Annotated in this window: 20 protein-coding genes; 9 read left to right on the top strand and 11 right to left on the bottom strand. The window is 75.1% G+C overall.

Annotated features, from left to right (window positions below):
• Position 1: 1 nt before the first annotated feature.
• Both CG747_RS08370 and CG747_RS08365 read left to right on the top strand, forming a co-directional pair.
• Positions 2-1,555, top strand: a complete 1,554-nt coding sequence (locus CG747_RS08370) for an aldehyde dehydrogenase family protein (protein ID WP_100601011.1) — start codon at positions 2-4, stop codon at positions 1,553-1,555.
• Positions 1,552-2,133: a GNAT family N-acetyltransferase gene (locus tag CG747_RS08365; protein WP_100601010.1), complete on the top strand. Its 582-nt coding sequence runs from the start codon at positions 1,552-1,554 to the stop codon at positions 2,131-2,133. The genes CG747_RS08370 and CG747_RS08365 overlap by 4 nt, the downstream gene beginning before the upstream one ends.
• Here CG747_RS08365 and CG747_RS08360 read toward each other — a convergent pair.
• Positions 2,081-2,770: a bifunctional 2-polyprenyl-6-hydroxyphenol methylase/3-demethylubiquinol 3-O-methyltransferase UbiG gene (locus tag CG747_RS08360; RefSeq protein ID WP_100601009.1), complete on the bottom strand. Its 690-nt coding sequence runs from the start codon at positions 2,768-2,770 to the stop codon at positions 2,081-2,083. The genes CG747_RS08365 and CG747_RS08360 overlap by 53 nt on opposite strands.
• 137 nt (positions 2,771-2,907) lie before the next feature.
• Here CG747_RS08360 and CG747_RS08355 point away from each other — a divergent pair, with 137 nt between their 5' ends.
• The 3 genes from CG747_RS08355 (at position 2,908) to CG747_RS08345 (ending at position 5,980) form a co-directional block, all read left to right on the top strand.
• The gene (locus tag CG747_RS08355; protein WP_100601008.1) at positions 2,908-3,612 is read left to right on the top strand and encodes a DsbA family oxidoreductase; all 705 of its coding nucleotides are present in this window, start codon (positions 2,908-2,910) and stop codon (positions 3,610-3,612) included.
• 73 nt (positions 3,613-3,685) lie between these two features.
• Positions 3,686-4,768: an aminotransferase class V-fold PLP-dependent enzyme gene (locus tag CG747_RS08350; protein ID WP_100601007.1), complete on the top strand. Its 1,083-nt coding sequence runs from the start codon at positions 3,686-3,688 to the stop codon at positions 4,766-4,768.
• A gap of 141 nt (positions 4,769-4,909) precedes the next feature.
• Positions 4,910-5,980 carry an alkene reductase gene (locus tag CG747_RS08345; protein WP_100601006.1) on the top strand — a complete coding sequence of 357 codons (1,071 nt, stop codon included), beginning with the start codon at positions 4,910-4,912 and terminating at the stop codon, positions 5,978-5,980.
• 111 nt (positions 5,981-6,091) lie between these two features.
• On the opposite strand, the gene thpD is transcribed toward CG747_RS08345, so the two are convergent.
• The 4 genes from thpD to ectA all read right to left on the bottom strand — a co-directional run bounded on the left by thpD (position 6,092) and on the right by ectA (position 9,443).
• Positions 6,092-6,994 carry an ectoine hydroxylase gene (gene thpD / locus CG747_RS08340; RefSeq protein ID WP_100601005.1) on the bottom strand — a complete coding sequence of 301 codons (903 nt, stop codon included), beginning with the start codon at positions 6,992-6,994 and terminating at the stop codon, positions 6,092-6,094.
• Positions 6,995-7,074: 80 nt separating this feature from the next.
• The gene (locus tag CG747_RS08335; RefSeq protein ID WP_100601004.1) at positions 7,075-7,485 is read right to left on the bottom strand and encodes an ectoine synthase; all 411 of its coding nucleotides are present in this window, start codon (positions 7,483-7,485) and stop codon (positions 7,075-7,077) included.
• Between the two features lie 55 nt (positions 7,486-7,540).
• Entirely contained in the window at positions 7,541-8,809 is a 1,269-nt protein-coding gene (gene ectB, locus CG747_RS08330; RefSeq protein ID WP_100601003.1) for a diaminobutyrate--2-oxoglutarate transaminase, read from the bottom strand.
• A 67-nt stretch (positions 8,810-8,876) separates the two neighbouring features.
• Positions 8,877-9,443, bottom strand: a complete 567-nt coding sequence (ectA, locus tag CG747_RS08325; protein ID WP_100601002.1) for a diaminobutyrate acetyltransferase — start codon at positions 9,441-9,443, stop codon at positions 8,877-8,879.
• Positions 9,444-9,950: 507 nt separating this feature from the next.
• Between ectA and CG747_RS08320 the strand changes: the two genes are divergently transcribed.
• A complete protein-coding gene (locus CG747_RS08320) occupies positions 9,951-11,042 on the top strand; it encodes an amidohydrolase family protein (protein WP_180985460.1) in 1,092 nt (363 codons plus the stop codon).
• An 88-nt stretch (positions 11,043-11,130) separates the two neighbouring features.
• On the opposite strand, the gene CG747_RS08315 is transcribed toward CG747_RS08320, so the two are convergent.
• A complete protein-coding gene (locus tag CG747_RS08315) occupies positions 11,131-11,577 on the bottom strand; it encodes a helix-turn-helix transcriptional regulator (RefSeq protein WP_100601000.1) in 447 nt (148 codons plus the stop codon).
• Between the two features lie 147 nt (positions 11,578-11,724).
• On the opposite strand from CG747_RS08315, the gene CG747_RS08310 reads away from it, so the two are divergent.
• The 3 genes from CG747_RS08310 (at position 11,725) to CG747_RS08300 (ending at position 14,148) form a co-directional block, all read left to right on the top strand.
• Positions 11,725-12,138 carry a hypothetical protein gene (locus CG747_RS08310; protein ID WP_100600999.1) on the top strand — a complete coding sequence of 138 codons (414 nt, stop codon included), beginning with the start codon at positions 11,725-11,727 and terminating at the stop codon, positions 12,136-12,138.
• Positions 12,139-12,150: 12 nt separating this feature from the next.
• Complete coding sequence (locus CG747_RS08305; RefSeq protein WP_100600998.1) at positions 12,151-12,897, top strand: SDR family NAD(P)-dependent oxidoreductase; 747 nt, start codon at positions 12,151-12,153, stop codon at positions 12,895-12,897.
• Between the two features lie 255 nt (positions 12,898-13,152).
• On the top strand, positions 13,153-14,148 hold the full coding sequence (locus CG747_RS08300; protein WP_100600997.1) for an SCO1860 family LAETG-anchored protein: 996 nt from the start codon (positions 13,153-13,155) through the stop codon (positions 14,146-14,148).
• Between the two features lie 158 nt (positions 14,149-14,306).
• Here the strand turns inward: CG747_RS08300 and cobC are convergent, their stop codons facing one another.
• From cobC to CG747_RS08280, 5 genes are read right to left on the bottom strand one after another with little or no spacing between them, the layout of a single operon-like run.
• Entirely contained in the window at positions 14,307-15,395 is a 1,089-nt protein-coding gene (gene cobC / locus CG747_RS08295) for an Rv2231c family pyridoxal phosphate-dependent protein CobC (RefSeq protein WP_100600996.1), read from the bottom strand.
• Positions 15,392-16,291: a sirohydrochlorin chelatase gene (locus CG747_RS08290; RefSeq protein ID WP_100600995.1), complete on the bottom strand. Its 900-nt coding sequence runs from the start codon at positions 16,289-16,291 to the stop codon at positions 15,392-15,394. The genes cobC and CG747_RS08290 overlap by 4 nt, the downstream gene beginning before the upstream one ends.
• On the bottom strand, positions 16,288-16,908 hold the full coding sequence (locus CG747_RS49200) for a cobalamin biosynthesis protein (RefSeq protein WP_257980287.1): 621 nt from the start codon (positions 16,906-16,908) through the stop codon (positions 16,288-16,290). Before CG747_RS49200 ends, CG747_RS08290 begins: the two co-directional genes overlap by 4 nt.
• The gene (locus tag CG747_RS49190) at positions 16,905-17,591 is read right to left on the bottom strand and encodes a VOC family protein (protein WP_308303766.1); all 687 of its coding nucleotides are present in this window, start codon (positions 17,589-17,591) and stop codon (positions 16,905-16,907) included. Before CG747_RS49190 ends, CG747_RS49200 begins: the two co-directional genes overlap by 4 nt.
• A complete protein-coding gene (locus CG747_RS08280; RefSeq protein WP_100600994.1) occupies positions 17,588-18,982 on the bottom strand; it encodes a cobyrinate a,c-diamide synthase in 1,395 nt (464 codons plus the stop codon). The genes CG747_RS49190 and CG747_RS08280 overlap by 4 nt, the downstream gene beginning before the upstream one ends.
• Positions 18,983-18,986 lie beyond the last annotated feature (4 nt).

The following is an 18,986-nucleotide window of genomic DNA, read 5'->3' as shown; positions in this document are numbered from 1 at the left end:
GGTGGCAGCACCAGTCTGGAGCGTCGACCCCCGAACCGGGAAGCGCCGGGAGCGGGTTGCGGTGGAGGCCACAGCCGACGCGGTGGACGCCGCGGTCCGCGCCGCCCACGCCGCCCGCGGTCCGCTCGCCGACCGCGGCCGACGGGCAGCCCTGCTGCGCCGCGCCGCCGCCCTCCTCGAAGCCGACGCCGACCGGGTCGTCGCCACCGCGGACGCCGAGACCGCCCTCGGCGCCGCCCGCCTGACCGGTGAACTCGCCCGCACCGCCTACCAGTTGCACTCCTTCGCGGACCAGGTCGACGAGGGCGCCTTCCTCGACGTCCGGATCGACCACCCCGACCCCGGCCTCACCCCGCCCCGCCCCGACCTGCGCCGCTACAAGATCCCGCTGGGCGTCGTCGCGGTCTACGCCGCCGGCAACTTCCCGCTCGCCTTCTCCGTGCCCGGCGGCGACACCGCCAGTGCCCTCGCGGCCGGCTGCCCGGTCGTCGTCAAGGCCCACCCCGACCACCCGGCCACCTCCGAGCGGTGCGCCGCCCTGCTGCGCCGCGCCGCCACCGAGGCCGGGCTGCCCGCCGACACCGTGGTCCTGGTGCACGGCTTCGGGGCCGGGCTCGACCTGGTCCGCCACCCGCTGGTCGCCGCGGCCGGTTTCACCGGCTCGGTCCGCGGCGGCCGGGCCCTCCACGACGCCGCCGCGGCCCGCCCGCACCCCATCCCCTTCCACGGCGAACTGGGCAGCCTCAACCCCGTGGTGGTCACCGAGGCCGCGGCCGCCGAACGCGCCGAGGAGATCGGCACCGGCCTGGCCGGCTCGACGACGCTCGGTACCGGACAGTTCTGCGTCAAGCCGGGGCTGGTCCTGGTGCCCGACGGAGCGGCCGGCGACCGGCTGCTGGCCGCGCTCACCGCGGCCGCCGGCGCCACCGGGCCGGGCACCATGCTCGCCCACCGGATGCGCGACGCCTTCCTCTCCGGCGTCCGCGAACGGACTCAACTCCCGGACGTCCAGGCCCCGTTGGCCCCCGATTCCGAGGACGGCGGACACACCGTCGGCGCCGCCGTGCTCACCGTCCCCGCCGCCCGCCTCGCCACCGCCGGCCCGCACGACCTCCTGCTGGAGGAGTGCTTCGGCCCGGTCACCGTCGTCGCCCGCTGCACCGGCGACGACGAGGCCGCCGCGGTCCTCGCCCGGATCCCCGGCACCCTCTCCGCCACCCTCCAGCTCTCCACCGCCGAGGGCGCCGGCACCGACCCCGCCGGCCGCGGCGCCCGACTGCTCGCCGCGGTCACCCCGCTCGCCGGCCGGGTCGTGGTCAACGGCTGGCCCACCGGCGTCGCGGTCGCCCCCGCCCAGCACCACGGCGGCCCCTACCCGGCCAGCACCTCCACCGCCACCTCGGTCGGCGCCACCGCCGTCGAGCGCTGGCTCCGCCCCGTCGCCTACCAGGACACCCCGCAGGCCCTCCTCCCGCCCGAGCTGCGCGACGCCAACCCGCTGGGGCTGCCGCGCCGCGTCGACGGCCGGGCCGAGGGGGCGCAGGCCGCCCCATGACCCCCGCCGCCCCGCCGCACCCCACCCCGCAGGTCCGCCCCGCCACCCCCGCCGACCTGGAGCCGATCGCCGCCCTGCACACCGCCGCCCGCGCCGCCTACCTCCGCGGCCGGATGCCGGACGCGCCCTTCGACGCCCCCGCCGAACACGCCCGCTGGCGGGACGCCTGGCACCGGTTGCTGCACCACGACGAGGCCCCGACGCTCTGCGCCGTCCGCCACGGCGCCGTCGTCGGCGCCGCCTCCTACCTCCCGCACGCCCCGACGGCGCGGGGAGACGGCCATCGCGCCGCCCCCGCGGACACCGTCACGCTCCACCAGCTGCACGTCGACCCGGCCCACTGGGGCACCGGCGTGGGCCGGGCCCTGCACGCCGCCTGCCTGCACGCCTGGCGCGCCGCGGGCTGCTCCCGGGCCGTCCTCGACGTGCTCTGGCACAACCACCGCGCCCGCACCTTCTACAGCCGCCTCGGCTGGTGCCCCGATCCGGACCGCCGCCCGGCCCCCGACGCCACCCACCTCGCGCTCACCCTGTCCCTGACGCCTCCGGAGGACCCGCCGGCTCCCGCCGCGCCATGATCTGGAGCCGCTCGGCGGTCCGGCCGTCCGGCGTCGGCACCGTCGCGCGGCACTCCCGCAGCACCGTGAAACCCGCCGCCCGCAGCAGCCCCCGCAGCCACGTCGGCGCATGGTGCCGGAACACCCCGCCGTCCTCCGTCTCGAACACCCCGTACGTCCCGTACCGCGCCGCGAACCGCCCGTACCGCTCGCGGTTGAACGGGTCGTCCCGCAACGGCACGTCGCTCACGTACAGCACCCCGCCCGGCCGCACCAGCCGCGCCAGCTCCCCGACGATCGCCCGCTGCCCGGCATCGTCCGGGACGCAGGTCAGCACCGCGAACAGCAGCGCCGCGTCGAAGCTCCGGTCGGCGAACGGCAGCGGGAACCCCGCCCACCGCATCAGCGCCAGCCCCGGATTCTCCCGCCGCCCCCGCGCGATCAGCGCCGCCGACCGGTCCACCCCGCGCACCGCCCGATACCCCTGCCCCACCAGTTCGGCGGTGAGCCGCCCGTACCCGCAGCCGTAGTCCAGCACCCGCGCGGACCGCGGCACGAACTCCGCCAGCAGCCCGGGGTCGATCGGGTGCGTGAAGGTCTTGGCGGCCCCGGTCGTCTCCCAGAACCCGTCGGTCGCGCGTGGCGGTGGCATGCCCATACAGGGACGTTATCGCCCATATCATCGCAAGCTTCCGTATGCCGCCCGCCGCCGGAATAACCCCCGCCGCCACCCCGTTGCACCCCTCCGTACACCTGACCGGCCACCGGCCGGTCCCCCCGAGGAAAGTCATCCCCATGCGCGTCGAAATCTGGTCCGACATCGCCTGCCCCTGGTGCTACATCGGCAAGGCACGGTTCGAGGCCGGTCTGGCGGCCTTCGCCCACCGGGCGGACGTCGAGGTCGTCCACCGTTCCTTCGAGCTGGACCGGGACGCCCCGCCCGCCACCGACGTGCCGATCCTCGACATGCTCGCGGCGAAGTACGGCGTCAGCCGGGACCAGGCCGAGGCGATGGAGGCCCGGGTCGCCGAGGCGGCGGCCGGGGAGGGGCTGGACTACCGCTCCGACCGCATCCACGGCAACACCTTCGACCTGCACCGCCTGCTCCACCTGGCCAAGGCCCACGGGGTGCAGGACGCGTTGCTCACCGCCCTCTACCACGCCAACTTCGCCGAGGCCCGGCAGCTCGGCGACCCCGCGGTGCTGACCGGGATCGCGGTCGCGGCCGGTCTGCCCGCCGACGAGGCCGCCCGGGTGCTGGCCGACCCGGACGCCTACGCCGAGGACGTCCGCACCGACGAGCGCACCGCCGCCGAACTCGGCGCCACCGGCGTCCCGTTCTTCGTCATCGACCGCCGCTACGGCATCTCCGGCGCTCAGCCGGTGGACGTCTTCCGGCAGGCGCTGGAGCGTGCGCACGCCGACTCCGCCGTCCAGGTCCTGGCCGCCGGCGACGCGGACACCTGCGGAGACGGGGGCTGCGCCGTCCCGGAGGCGTGAGCCGACCGGAACCGGTCCGGCGCCCCGGGCATTTCCGTGGACGCCGGACCGGTTACCGGCCAGAGTGGGGGCCATGCAGCGACACACGGCACTGGGCGGCGACGAGTTCGCGCCCGAGACGGTCTACCTGAACTCCGCGGCCAGCGGGCTGCTGCCCGCGCGGACCGCCGCCGCGCTACGGGACGCGCTGGCGGAGTCGGCGTCGTACGGGACGATGGGGCGCGACTACCTCGGGACGGCGGAGCGGGCGCGGGGGGCGTTCGCGCGGCTGATGGGGGTGCCCGCGGAGCGGGTCGCGGTGGGCAGTTCGGTCGCGGTGCAGTCGGCGTTCGTCGCGGCCTCGCTGCCGGCCGGCAGCGAAGTGCTGGTCGCCGAGGGGGACTTCAGCTCGTTGGTCAATCCGCTGGTGGCGCACGGCGGGTGCACGGTGCGGGCGGTGCCGCGGGAGGCGCTCGCCGATGCGGTGCGGCCCGGCACGGCGCTCGTCGCGGTCAGCGCGGTGCACGCCATGGACGGCCGGATCGCGGACCTGGCCGCCGTCCGGGACGCCGCCCGGGCGCACGGGGCGCTGACCTACGTCGACGTCACGCAGGCCGCCGGGTGGCTGCCGGTGCCGGTCGCCGACTTCGACTACGTGGTGTGCGGGGCGTACAAGTGGCTACTGTGCCCGAAGGGGACCACGTTCATGGTCTTCGGCGGGGAGCGGACGGCACACGGCGACGCGGGCGGCCCGGGGTGGCCGGTGCCGGTGCACGCCGGATGGGTCGCCGGGGAGGACCCGGGGGAGTCGAACTACGGCCCGATCGAGCGGCCGGCGGCGACCGCCCGCCGCTACGACGAGCCGCACGCCCACTACTCCTACGCGGGCGCCGAGCAGTCCCTCGGGCTGCTGGCGGAGATCGGTGTGGCCACCGTCCACGCCCACAACGTGGCGCTGGCCGAGCAGTACCGCGCCGGGCTGGTGGCGGCCGGGTTCACCCCGCGCCCGGCGCCCGGGTCCGCGATCGTCTCCACCCCCGGGCTGGCGGACGCCGAACCGCGGCTGGCCGAGGCCGGGGTACGGGTCTCGGTCCGCGGCGGGCTGCTCCGGGCGGCGTTCCACCTCTACAACTCCTCCGAGGATGTGGCACGGGCGCTGGCGCTGCTGGTTTCGTGACGGCGCGATTGCCGTCCGTTGCCGCGGTGTTTCCGCAGGCCAGGGGGAATGCGGGGCGGGATGCGGTGGCTGATGTAATGGCCAAGGGTTCAGCTCGGCTGACGAGTTGACGCCCCGTTTCCCCCAGCTGAGAGGCCATCAGTGAGCACTGCGTTCGACCCCATAGACCTCGCCGGCATCCCGCTCGCCAACCGCATCGTCATGGCGCCGATGACCCGCAACCGCGCCACCGAAGAGGGGGTGCCCACCCCGTCCATGGTCCGCTACTACACCCAGCGGGCCTCGGCCGGCCTCATCGTCACCGAGGCCACCCAGACCGAGGTGGTCGGCCGCGGGTACCCGCTCACCCCGGGCCTGCACACCCCCGAGCAGGTCGCCGGGTGGCGTCGGGTCACCGACTCCGTCCACGCGGCCGGCGGCCGGATCTTCGCCCAGCTGTGGCACGGCGGCCGGATCGGCCACCCGGTGCTGCTGCCCGACGGGCTGGAGCCGGTCGGCCCGTCCGCGGTCAAGGCGGCGGGCCAGGGCTTCACCCAGAACGGCCCGACGGACTTCGTCACCCCGCGCGAGCTGACCGACGAGGAGATCCGCGCGACCGTCGACGGGTTCGCGGCCGCGGCCCGCAACGCCGTCGAGGCCGGTTTCGACGGGGTGGAGATCCACGGCGCCAACGGCTACCTCGTCCACCAGTTCCTGGCCCCCAACGCCAACCGGCGCACCGACGCGTGGGGCGGCTCCGACGCGGCCCGCGCCCGCTTCGCGATCGAGGTGGTCACCGCGGTCGCCGACGCGATCGGCGCGTACCGCACCGGTCTGCGGCTCTCGCCCGGCAATCCGTTCAACGACATCGCCGAGCCCGCGCCGGAGGCCACCTACACCGCGCTGGTCGAGGCGATCGCCCCGCTGGGCCTGGCCTACCTCCACACCTGCGACGTCCACGACCTGGAGCTGCTGGCCCGGCTGCGGAAGCTGTTCGGCGGCCCGTTCCTGCTCAACCCGGTCACCGACGGCCGGCCCACCGGCCCCGAGGAACTGCCGCTCGTCGAGCGGGGCGAGGCCGATCTGCTCGCGTACGGCGCGCTGTTCATCGCCAACCCCGACCTGCCCCGCCGACTGGCGGCCGGCGGCCCGTTCAACACCCCGGACCGGCCCAGCTTCTACGGCGGCGACGACCGCGGATACGTGGACTACCCGGCCCTGGAGGAGAACTGACGTTACGTCAGATCGCGGAGCGCGGCGGCCGCCGCACAGCGCCACGGGGGTGCTGTGCGGCGGCCGCCGCCGTGCGCGCCGTCCACCGCCGGGCGGGCGCGCCGCGGATCCCTACCTGACCGGCACGAACGGGGCCCGTGCGCCGATGTACTCCGGGCGCCGGACCGGGGCCGCGAACGGCTCCACCGCGGTGTTCTCCATGCTGTTGAAGACGATGAAGACGTTGCTGCGCGGGTACGGCGTGATGTTGTCGCCGGAGCCGTGCATGGCGTTGCAGTCGAACCACGTCGCCGAGCCGGCCCTGCCGGTGAACAGGCGGATGCCGTGCCGGTCCGCCATGCTCGTCAGCGCCGCGTCCGACGGCGTGCCCGCGTCCTGCATCTGGAGCGACTTCTTGTAGTTGTCCTTCGGGGTGGCGCCCTCGCACCCGACGAAGTAGCGGTGCGACCCGGGCATGATCATCAGGCCGCCGTTGGTGTCGTAGTTCTCGGTCAGCGCGATCGACACCGACACCGTGCGCATGTTCGGCAGCCCGTCCTCGGCGTGCCAGGTCTCGAAGTCCGAGTGCCAGTAGAAGCCGGAGGCACCGAACCCCGGCTTGACGTTGATCCGCGACTGGTGGACGTAGACGTCCGAGCCGAGGATCTGGCGGGCCCGGCCGACCACGCGCGGATCGGTGACCAGTTTCGCGAACACCTCGCTGATCCGGTGCACTTCGAAGACCGAGCGGACGTCCTGCGACGTCGGCTCGACGATCGAGCGCGGATCGGTACGCGTCGCCGGGTCGTCGACCAACCGGTCCAGCTCGGCGCGGTACACCGCGACCTCGTCCGCGGTGAGCAGCTCCGGAAGGGCGAAGAAGCCGTCACGTTCGAAGTCGCCCAGCTCGGACGCGGCGAAGGGGCCCGCCGCGCCGGGCTGCGACCACACCACCGGGTCCTGCCGCGGGGTGATGACCTCGGAGGTCCCACGGGTCGGGTACAGGTCGGCGGTGCGCTCGGGTGCGGTGGTCATGGTGGTGCCTTCCTCTCCTCTCGTACGGAATCTCACTGCGTCACGGTGACGCCGGACGGTGGACGGTCCGGTGTCCGTGCTCAGCTCGCCTCGGGCTCGGGCTCGGTGAGCAGCGGGTAGACGCCGTTCTCGTCGTGGTCCTCGCGGCCGGTGACCGGCGGGTTGAAGACGCACAGGCAGCGGAAGTCCTCCTTGATCCGCATGGTGTGCTTCTCGTGCCCGTCGAGCAGGTACATCACGCCGGGCGTGATGAGGTGCTTCTCGCCGGTCTCGTCGTTGGTCAACTCGGCCACGCCCTCGACGCAGACCACGGCCTCGATGTGGTTGGCGTACCACATCGACGTCTCGGTGCCGGCGTAGAGGACGGTCTCGTGGAGCGAGAAGCCGACCCGCTCCTTGGCGAGCACGATGCGCTTGCTCTCCCACGTGCCGGATTTGGCCTTGACGTGGCGGTCGGTGCCTTCGATGTCCTGGAACGAGCGGACGATCATGGTGCGTCGGGTGCCTTTCTGTTGAACGGTGAGGGGCGTCGGACGACGGGAGCGGTCAGGCGCAGTCGCGCACCGCGCGGGCGAGGATCCGCAGGCCCTCGTCCAGCTCCTCGGGGGTGGTCGTCAGCGCGGGCAGCAGTTTGACGACCTCGCTCTGCGGGCCGGAGGTCTCGATGAGCAGACCCAGCTCGAAGGCGCGCTTGGCGATCTTGTCGGCGAGGTCCTTGTCGGTGCACTCCAGACCCCACACCAGACCGCGGCCGCGGTACTCGGCGAAGGTGCCCGGGTGCTCCTGGACGATGGCCTTGAGGTGCGACTCGACGATCTCGCCGCGGGCCAGCGTCTGCTTCTCCATCTGGCCGTCGGCCCAGTACGTGTCCAGGGCGGCGGCCGCGGTGACGAAGGCCGGGTTGTTGCCGCGGAAGGTGCCGTTGTGCTCGCCGGGCTCCCAGATGTCCAGCTCCGGCTTGAACATCGTCAGCGCCAGCGGGAGTCCGTAGCCGCTGATGGACTTGGAGACGGTGACGATGTCCGGCACGATGCCCGCCTCCTCGAAGGAGAAGAAGGCGCCGGTGCGGCCGCAGCCCATCTGGATGTCGTCGACGATCAGCAGCATGTCCTGGCGCTCGCACAGCGCGGCCAGGGCGCGCAGCCACTCGGCGCGGGCGACGTTGATCCCGCCCTCGCCCTGCACGGTCTCCACGATCACGGCGGCGGGCTTGTTCAGGCCCGAGCCCTGGTCCTCCAGCAGCCGCTCGAACCACAGGAAGTCCGGCGTCTGCCCATCGAGGTAGTTGTCGAACGGCATCGGGGTGCCGTGCACCAGCGGGATGCCGGCGCCGGCCCGCTTCATCGAGTTGCCGGTGACCGCCAGCGCGCCCAGCGACATGCCGTGGAAGGCGTTGGTGAAGGAGACGATCGACTCCCGGCCCTTGACCTTCCGGGCCAGTTTGAGCGCGGCCTCGACCGCGTTGGCGCCCGTCGGGCCCGGGAACATGACCTTGTAGGGCAGGTCGCGCGGCCGCAGGATGATGTTCTGCAGCGACTCCAGGAAGGCCCGCTTGGCCGTGGTGGACATGTCCAGGCCGTGGGTGATGCCGTCCCGCTCGATGTAGTCGATCAGGGCGCGTTTGAGGACCGGGTTGTTGTGGCCGTAGTTGAGCGAACCGGCACCGGCGAAGAAGTCCAGGTAGGTGTGGCCGTCCTCGTCGGTCAGGCGGCTGCCCTGCGCGCGGTCGAAGATGGCGGGCCAGCCACGGCAGTAGCTGCGCACCTCCGACTCGACGGTTTCGAAGACGCTCAGATCGGGCTGGGTGATGGTCACAGCATGCTCCTGGGAGATGAGTGCGGGGAGGGAGAAGCCTGGGGCGGCGCCGCGTGCGCGGCCCGGGTCAGCGACTGCTGCCGGACGGCACCTCGAACGGGCCTATGAGGTGCCGGACTTCCGGCTCGTGGCCCTGCTCGGGGAAGAGCGCGGCGTCGAAGAGCACCTCGTGCGTGACCGGCACCGAGTGCCGCTCGGCGAAGGACGCGAACAGCCGGTTGGACGCGTCGTTGTCGGGCGTGATGGTGGTCTCCACGCGGCAGATGCCCAGCTCCTCGATGGCGCGGGTGGTCAGCCCGTCCAGGAGGGCGGCGGCCAGGCCCCGTCCGCGGTGCGCCTCGTCGACGGCGATCTGCCAGACGACGAGGGTGTCCGGGCGGTCGGGGCGCACGTAGCCGGTGACGAACGCGGCCGGTTCGCCCGCCGCGTTGCGGGCGACGGCGGAGGTGGCGGCGAAGTCGCGGCACCACAGGAGGTAGCTGTAGGAGGAGTTGAGGTCCAGCGTCTTCGAGTCGCAGGCGATGCGCCAGATCGCTGCCCCGTCCTCCACCCGGGGGGTGTCGAGCTCGAAGCCCTCCGGGAATTCCTTGATATCGGTTCGGGCACCGGCATGGTGTGCTTGTGCGGCGGTCATGCAATTGAATTTACCCAGGCGAAAAGTAAATTGCATCGCGGGTCCGGGTTACGCGGGAGGCGTTTTTGTGTTATCACGCGGGGGCGTGCGAGCGCGCGATCCGGCGGCAGGTTGTCACGTTTCGTCACGGAAGTTCCGGGCGAAATGGACACGCTGTGTAGTCGGTCACAGCTCAGTAACGCTCGTGCGAAGTGCCTGAATAATGAGACTTGACGCTAGCGAAATCTTGGCGTTTGAGGTTCGGGAAAGCGGGCATACGAATACGGGAAGCTGACTTCCGGAGAAGCCGGGAATTCGCCTCCGGAAGGCGCCGCGGACGGTTCACCAAAAGGTCCGCGAGAAGTCACCGAAGTCCGACTCCGACAAGATGCGGGAAGTGCCGCGAGGTGATACGGCGGATAGCGCGGCGGGATTTCGGATATCCACTCGACGGATGTGTGGGTGCGGGCCGCGGGCGCACCGTGGTCCCCGGCCGTGGCCCCCGCATACAGTGCGTGCATGACGTCCATGAGTGAAGGTGCGGTGCTGCACCTCAAGGGGAGGGTGCTCGTAGGGCCGGACGAGGTCCGCGACGAGCTGTGGGTCCTCGACGGCCGGGTGACGTTCGAGCGACCGGCCATGGCACGGGATGCCAGGACCGTCACCGGATGGGTGCTGCCGGGCCTGGTCGACGCCCACTGCCACGTCGGACTGGACGCGCACGGGCCGGTGGACGCCGCCACCAGCGAGAAGCAGGCGCTCACCGACCGTGACGCCGGCACCCTCCTGATCCGTGACGCCGGCTCGCCCTCGGACACCCGGTGGATCGACGACCGCCCCGACCTGCCGCGGATCATCCGCGCCGGCCGGCACATCGCCCGCACCAAGCGCTACATCCGCAACTACGCGCACGAGATCGAACCGGAGGACCTGGTCGCCTATGTGGCCCAGGAGGCCCGGCGCGGCGACGGCTGGGTCAAGCTCGTCGGCGACTGGATCGACCGCTCGGTCGGCGATCTGGCCGCCTGCTGGCCGCCCGGCGAGGTGGCCGCCGCCATCGCCGAGGCGCACCGGCTCGGCGCCCGGGTCACCGCCCACTGCTTCGCCGAGGAGTCCCTCGCCCCGCTGGTCGAGGCCGGGATCGACTGCATCGAACACGCCACCGGCCTGACCGAGGACACCATCCCGCTCTTCGCCGAGCGCCAGGTCGCCATCGTCCCCACCCTGGTCAACATCGCGACCTTCCCGCAGCTGGCCTTCGCCGGCGGGGGGAAGTTCCCGCGCTGGGCGGACCATATGCGCCGGCTGCACGACCGGCGCTACGACACCGTGCGGGCCGCCTACGACGCGGGCGTGCCGATCTTCGCCGGCACCGACGCCGGCGGTTCGCTGCCGCACGGCCTGGTCGCCGACGAGGTCGCCGAACTGATGAAGGCCGGGCTGCCCGTCGAGGCCGCCCTCTCGGCGACGACCTGGGGCGCCCGGGAGTGGCTGGGCCGCCCCGGCCTCACCGAGGGCGCCCCGGCGGACCTGGTCGTCTTCGAGACCGATCCGCGGGCCGACGTCCGGGTGCTGGCGGCGCCGCGCCTGGTGGTGCTGCGCGGCCGGATCGTCGGCTGACCGCCCCGGGGCGCGGCCGGACGGCTCCCGGGGCCCGGTCCGGTGGATCAGGGGCGGGGCCGGGCCTGCCAGGCCCTCTCCGGGTGGATCAGGGGCGGGGCGGGTCCTGCGGCCGGGTGTCGTGCGGCGGTGCGTCCGCCGCCGTGCCGCGCTCCGCCGCGTCGGCCCGCAGCAGCGCCTCCACCAGGCCGGGGAAGCGCGCTTCGAGGTCGGCGCGGCGCAGTGAGACGTAGCGTTCGCGGCCGGCCCGGCGGGTGTGGGTCCAGCCCGCCGTCCGCAGGATCCGGAAGTGGTAGGAGCCGGTGGCCCGGCTGACCGGCAGCTCGATCTCCCCGCAGCCCACCTCGCCTTCCGCGGCGAGCCGGTGCACGACCCGCCGCCGCAGCGGGTCGCTGAACGCCTGGAGCAGGTCGCCGAGCCGGATCCGCGCGGTCTCCGGCTGGTCGGGGTCGGCCGGCGCGGAGGCGGCGCCGGAGGTCCCGCCAGCTTCCTGGGGGCTCTGGGGAGGGGCCGCGCCCGGGTCCGTACGAGGCATTGTTCGAGAACTCTCTAAACGAGTGATACGGTCGGCGATCGTCAATGCGTTGACGATCCTCTAATTATTCACCGACGGCGCCCGCGCCCGGCGCCACCGGGCCCCCGCCCGCCCCGTTGGCACCGACCGCTCCCGCGAGGCTCCGCGATGACCACCGCCGACCCGGCACCCGTACCCGCATCCGCTCCTGTATCCGCCGAGGGCCCGACCTCCGGCGGGCCGCTGCGCACGCTCTTCTGCATCGGCGTGACCCAGGACTTCTTCGCCGCCGACGACGCGCTGCGCGCCACCGTGGCCGCCGCGATCCCACCCGCCTTCGACCGACTGGGTGAACGCTTCGGCGTCACGGTGCTCGGCACCCTCGACGACGACCGGCTGATGGTCGGCGCCACCCCCGGCTGGCCGTGGACCTCGTACATCCTGGCCGACGTCCCCGACCTGGACACCGTCGCCACGGTGTGCGACATCGTCCGCGACACCCCGGTCGGCGACGGGCGGCTCTGGCGCTACCTGCGCATCGAGGCCCGGGTCGGGCGCCCGCTCTTCTTCGGTACGGCCTGAGGGGGGACCGCTGTGCTCGACACCGGACTCGACGGCCGGACCGTCCTGATCACCGGCAGCGCCCAGGGGCTCGGCGCCGCCCTGGTCCGCGCCTGCCACGCCGAGGGCGCCCACGTCGCCGCGCTGGACATCGACGAGGCAGCCAACCGCGCCCTCGCCGAGCGGCTCGACCCGGAAGGCGAACGGATCCGGCCGTTCCGGGTCGACCTGGGCGACCCGGAGGCGCTCGCCGCCGCCTACGACGCGGTCCGTGCCTGGCGCCCGGTCGACGTGCTGATCAACAACGCCGCCCGGCCGCTCGCCCGGTCGCTGTGGGAGATCACCGCCGAGGAGTGGGACGAGGTCTTCGCGGTCAACCTGCGCGCGGTCTTCCTGCTGACCCGCGCGGTCGCCGCCGACATGCGCGACCGCGGCTTCGGCCGGATCGTCAACATGGCCTCCCTCGCCGGCCAGACGCCCCGCCCCACCGGCGCCGCGTACGGCACCAGCAAGGCCGGGCTGATCGCCCTCACCCGGGTCTTCGCGGCCGAACTGGCCCCGTACGGCGTCACGGTGAACGCGGTCGCCCCGGCCATGATCGACACCCCGATGGTCCGCTCGATCGGACCGGAGGCGCTCGCCGAGCTCACCGCCCAGGTGCCGATGGGCCGGATCGCCACCCCGGAGGAGGTCGCCCGGGTCGCCCTCTTCCTCGCCTCCCGGGAGTCGTTCGTCACCGGCGCCACCTACGACGTCAACGGCGGCGCCCTGATGCGCTGACCGTGCGGACGCACCGTCGCCGTACCGGGCCGCCGTGGCCCGGTACGGCTGTGGTGTGGGGTGCCCGCCGGGGCGGACGAGCCGGAAGCAATCGAATAAAGGCACGGAAGCCACCCTTTGGGGTGAACTCACCTCGCGTGGCTGCCCGTTCACCCTCAGTGCGTACACGATGTGCGGGTCGAGGCCGTCGGCCCGCGTGATGTCCCCCATTGGCGCGGTCGGCGGCTCCATCTCTCATGTGGGGGTTCCACACACGTGTCCACCAGTTCCGCCGGCGCCACCGGCACGACCGGACGGATCGGCGCCGTCCTGGCCGCCGCCGTCCTGACGGCCGGTCCCGCCGTCGCCCTCGCCGCCGCCGCGCCCGCCGCCCACGCCAGTGGCAACGACGGCCGCATCCACGGCACTTCGGGGGCGGTGGTGCTGCGCACCGCCCTGGACGTCGGCCTGCTCGACAAGACCCTGAACATCCCCGTCCGGGCCGTCCTCAACGACGTCCACGCCCCGGCCTCGGCCGACAAGACCGCGCTCACCGTCCGCCTGGACGGCATCGACGGGGGCCGGCCGGTCGGCCTGCTGCGCGCCGACGTCGCCACCGCCCGCGCCACCGCCGACGGGCGGACCGCCGAGGGCTACGCCAACCTCGTCCGGGCCAGGGTCCAACTCCCCGGCCTCCCGGCGCTGCCGCTGGCACAGGTCCAGCAGGTCACCGCCCGCGCCGTCTGCCAGGCCGGACAGCGGCCGCGGGCCGAGGCCCAGGTGCTGGGCGACGTCGTGGTGCTCGGCAAGCGGGTCGCGCTGCGCGCCGGCGGGACCACCGTGGTCACCGTCCCGGGGGTCGGCGACGTCCGGCTCGACCTGTCGCAGAAGAGCACCACCTCGGCGAGCGCCGCCGCCACCGCACTCCGCCTCCGGGTCTCCGTCAACCCGCTCAAGCTCAACGTGGCGGAGGTGCACGGCGACGTCACCCTGGCCCAGGCCACCTGCACCACCCCGCACGGCGCCCCCGGCGAGCCCAGCACCCCGCCGTCGCCCGGCGGGCCCCACGGCCCCGGCACGCACTCCGGCGGCACCCAGGTGAACTCCGGCGGCGGTGTCCGCCCGGCGACCGATAAGCACCTCGCCGAGACCGGCGGCAGCTCCGCCACCCCGTACCTCGCCGGCGGCGCGGCCCTGCTGGTCGCCGGCGGTGCCGGGGCGCTGGCCTACACCCGCCGCCGCCGGAACGCCGCGCCGGACGGGCGCGGCTGACGAGTCCGTATCCGCACCGGTGCCGTGGGGGCGCCGCCGCGGATACGACCGGGTGCGTCGCGTGGCCCGCGCGGCGCACCCACCCCTCGCCGGGGCCGCCGGGGCGTGGCCCGGTGGAGCACCCCGGCGAGGGGCCCCGGGCCGCCGCCCGCGCCCCGCTACCGCGGAGGTCGGCCGAGCACGTCCGCCAGGGCGGCCGCGAACCGGTCGGTGGTTGCCCGGTCCCGGACGGCCAGACGGAGCCAGTCCGGGCCCAGGCCCGGGAAGGTGTCCCCGCGGCGCACCGCGAAACCGCGGGCCCGCAGCCCGGCCCGGACCGCCGCCGCACCGGGCAGCCGAACCAGCACGAACGGCCCCGCCGCCGGACCGGCCACCGTCACTGCGGGGAACTCGCCCAGCCGGGCCAGCAGATGGGCCCGGTCCGCGGCGATCCCCTCGGCCGCCGCCTCCGCCTCGGCCAGCGCCGCCGGCGCACAGCACGCCTCCGCGGCGGCCAGCGCCGGGCTGGAGACCGGCCACAGCGGCTGCGCCCGCTCCAGCGCCGCCACCGTCTCCTCGTCCGCCAGCACGTAGCCGATCCGCAGTCCCGCCAGTCCCCACGTCTTGGTCAGGCTGCGCAGCACCACCAGCCCGGGCAGTTCACCCACCCGCCCGGCCAGCGACTCCCGCTCCCCGGGCACCGCGTCCATGAACGCCTCGTCCACCACCAGGGTGCGGCCCGGCCGCGCCAAGGAGGCCAGCACGGCCGCCGGATGGAGCACCGAGGTGGGGTTGGTGGGATTGCCGACCACCACCAGATCCGCGTCGTCCGGCACCGCAGCCGGATCCAGCCGGAACCCGTCCCGCTCGGCCAGCAGCACCCGCCCGACCTCGTACCCGGCGTCCCGCAGCGCCGCCTCCGGCTCGGTGAACTGCGGATGCACCACCACCGGCCGACGGGCCCGCACCGCCCGCGCCAGCAGCACGAACGCCTCGGCGGCACCGGCCGTCAGCAGCACCCGGTCCGCCGCCAGTCCGTGCCGTACGGCGACCGCACGGCGGGCCGCCCGGCCGTCCGGATACGCCGCCAACCCGTCCAGCGACGCCGCGATCCGCTCCTTCAGCCAGGCCGGGGGAGTGCCCGTCCGGACATTGACCGCCAGGTCCGTCAGATCCGCGCCGCGCACCTCCGCGTCACCGTGGTGCCGCAGGTCCACCTCCCCGGAGCCGGACCCGGTGCGTGCCGCGGACAGCACCGGCCCGGTCACGCCGGGCCCCCGGCGGCCGCCGCACTCATGGCGGCGCCCGGCAGCGCGCCGCCGGCCGGCCGGGCGTCCTCCGCCGCCGCCCGGCCGTCGAACGCCGCCTCGTCCGCGCCCGCCGCCCGGTAGCGCTCCATGACGACCTCGGCCAACTCCGGCGCCACACCGATCGGCTCCGCGCCCAGCACCTCGGCGCCCGGGTGCGCCGCCGCCCAGCCCTCGGTCTGCATCCGCAGCCGCTCCAGCAGGTCACCGGCGAAGAAGAAGTACGGCAGGACCACGGTCCGGCGCCCGTAGGACGGCCCCGGTGCCGCCGCGGCCAGCACCCGGCACCGGTCCAGCCCGGCCGGCACGTCCGGCGCCGCCAGCGTCACGAACGCGCTCTCCACGCCCGCGAAGCCCCGGCCCTCCCACAACAGCCGGGCGGCCCGGACCACTTCGGCATTGGCGAGCGGATCGGCCGCGCCCCGCCCCACCAGCAGCACCGTCGTACGGGCCCGGTCCTCGGGACGGCGCGCACCGCCGCCCAGCGCCTCGTCCAACCGCCGCTCCAGCGCCCCCAGCAGCCGCGGGTCCGGCCCCAGTTCGGGACCGCAGACCGCGCGGACGCCGGGGTGCGCCGCGACGGCCCGCGCCACCGCGTCCGGCAGGGTCTCCCGAAGGGCCCCGGTGGGCGCCATCAGCAGCGGCACCGCGACCAACCGGGTCGCGCCCCGCGCGACCAGCTCGTCGACCGCGCCGGACAGCGGCAGCGGCGATGCCGTGGCGCCGAAGAAACCACCGGCGACCGGCACGTCGGGATGCCGTTCGGCGAGCGCGCGCACCAGCGCGCGCAGCGCGTCGGCCGCCCCCTCGTGACGGGTGCCGTGACCGGCGATGAGCAGTGCGGGACGGGTGGTCAAAACGTCTCCTTGGTGCCGGGAAGTTCCTGTTCGGGGTGGCAGCCGCCGACCTCCACCGCCGGCCGATCCGCGCCGGGGCGGGGCAGGTTGGGGGAGGGGACGACGATAGCGGCAGCCGCCGTGGGAGCGTCGGCCGCGCCCGCCGTACCGGAGGTAATGGTCCCAGTGTCCCAAGTGTCCGCGGTGGCACGGGCGGCCAGGGCGCAGGTCGCCGCGGCCGGCCGGCCTTCCGGCGCCGACACCCGCTTGCCGAGCACCAGACGGGCACCCGGCCCCGCGCCCAGCAGCGCGGCCGCCTCGGCGACGCTCGGCGTGCCGACCGCGGCCCGCACCGCGGCGGACGGCGCCGGCACCCGCACCGCCGCCAGCTCCGCCGCCGGGAACGACCGCAACGGAACCCCGAGCCGCCGCGCCGCACCCAGCACCCCGGGCTCGGCCGCCCTGGCCTCGACGGTGGCCAGGGCGACCAGCGCGCCCGGCGTACGACCGACCACCGCCAACGCGGTGCCGACCAGCTCCACTACTTCCTCCGCCGCCACCCCCCGACGGGCCCCCACCCCCGCGACGAGGGCCGCGCCCGCCCGCTCCGGGACGGCGGCCGCAGGCCCGTCGCTCACCGGGCGACGGCTCCCCGCCCGAACGCCACCGGGCCGTGCCGCCCCGCCAGGACGGCGGTCAGCTGCACCGGCCCCGCGGCGACCGGCGCACCCGGCCACCGGACGCCCAGCGCCGCCCACTCGGCCCGCGCCGCCGCCGGATCCGGGTGCGTCGCGGCCAGCGAGACCAACGGCACCACCGGGAGCCCGGCGTCCGACGGATGCGGGCTGCCGCCCCAGTCCAGCAGGAACGGCGCGAGCCCACCGTCCGCCCCCGGCGGCGTCAACTGCCAGGCCAGGTCGGTGCCGTCGGGCGTCCGGCGGGACATCGCGACCGGGTCCCCCGGGTCGTGGCCGGCCGCCCGGGCCCGCGCCACCCGCCCGGCGATCCCGGTGACCCGCACCGCCCACGCCACCAGCCGCGGCCCGTCCAGCGCGTCGATGCCGAACCACCGCGGCCGCCCGGGCGCCGGCTGCGCCGGGTCCGGCCCGATGATCTCGAAGTACCCGCCGCCGCCCAGCCCCAGGAGATGGTTGCGGGTGCCGCGCCCGGGGTGGCTGCCGCCCCGCACCGGCCGCACACCGGTCAGCTCGGCGACCTCGGCGACGGTCCGGTCCAGGTCGGGCGTGGCGTAGACGAGGTGGTCGAGGACCGGGGCGGCGTCCGCCCCGGCTGCCCCGGCCGTGCCGTCCACGGCGTTCACCGGGCGCCGTCCGCGAGCGGCACCGCGGCCCGCGCCGCCCCCGCCACCAGCCGCCCGGCCAGCGCCGGTTCCGCCGCCCAGTGCACATGCAGGTACGAGGCGTGCACCCCGCCCGTCACGAAGCCCTCCACCGCGCGCCGGGGATGCGTCACACCCCACGCCGGGGACGCGCCCGCGCCCGGCTCCAGCACCGTCCGGTGGAACTCGTGGCCCCGCACCCGGGTCCCGGCCACCGCCAGCGCGTTGTCGCTCAGCGCCACCGCCTCCCGGTAGCCGAGGGTCAGCCGCTCCGTCATCCGGCCGTCGGCGGGCAGCACCGAGCACATCGGCTTCCCGTCGAGCGACCGGGAGAGGTAGAGCAGCCCGGCGCACTCGGCGGAGACCGGCGCCCCGGACGCGGCCAGCTCCGCCACCGCCGCCCGCAGCGGCGCGTTCGCCGACAGCTCCGGCGCGTACACCTCCGGGAAGCCGCCGCCGATCACCAACCCCCGCGTGCCGGCCGGCAGTTGCTCGTCCCGCAGCGGGTCGAACGGCACCACCTCGGCGCCCGCCGCGGTCAGCAGCTCGGCGTGCTCCGCGTACGAGAAGGTGAACGCGGGCCCGCCGGCCACCGCGACCACCGGCCGCCCGGCGCCCGCGGCGGGTGCCGCCACCGCCCGGGCCGGGTCCCACGGCCGGTCCGGCAGCTCCGGCACGGTGCGCGCCAGCGCCAGCAGCGCCTCCAGGTCGCAGCCCTCGCGCACCCGCGCGGCCAGCGCCCGCACCGAGTCCAGCGCCTCGGCCCGCCGCTCGGCGACCGGCACCAGACCCAGGTGCCGGGACGGCGTGCGCGCCTGCTCGGCACGGCGCAGCGCCCCGAGCACCGGCACCCCCGAGGAATCCATGGCGTCCCGCAGCAGCTCCTCGTGCCGGTCCGAACCGACCTTGTTGAGGATCACCCCGGCCAGCCGCACCTCCGGGTCCCACGACGCGAAGCCGTGCACCAGCGCCGCCACCGACCGGGACTGCGAGGAGGCGTCCACCACCAGCACCACCGGGGCCCGCAGCACCTTCGCCACCTGCGCGGTCGAGGACAGCTCACCCATCCCCGACGCCCCGTCGAACAGCCCCATCACGCCCTCGACCAGCGCCAGGTCCGCGCCCGCCGCCCCGTGCAGGAACAGCGGCGCGATCCGCTCCGGGCCGCACAGGTAGGCGTCCAGATTGCGGCCGGGCCGGCCGGTGGCCAGCGAGTGGTACCCCGGGTCTATGTAGTCGGGCCCCACCTTGTGCGGCGACACCACAAGGCCCGCCTCGGCGAACGCCGCCATCAGGCCGGTGGCCACCGTCGTCTTCCCGGCGCCCGACGACGGCGCGGCGATCACCAGCCGGGGGACGGCGCCGCCGCTCATGACG

Origin of the sequence: Streptomyces sp. CB02959, from assembly GCF_002803155.1 — a bacterium.
GTDB lineage: Bacteria > Actinomycetota > Actinomycetes > Streptomycetales > Streptomycetaceae > Streptomyces.
The sequence above is the reverse complement of the archived record's forward strand: the minus strand, read 5'-3'. Positions and strand labels throughout refer to the sequence as shown.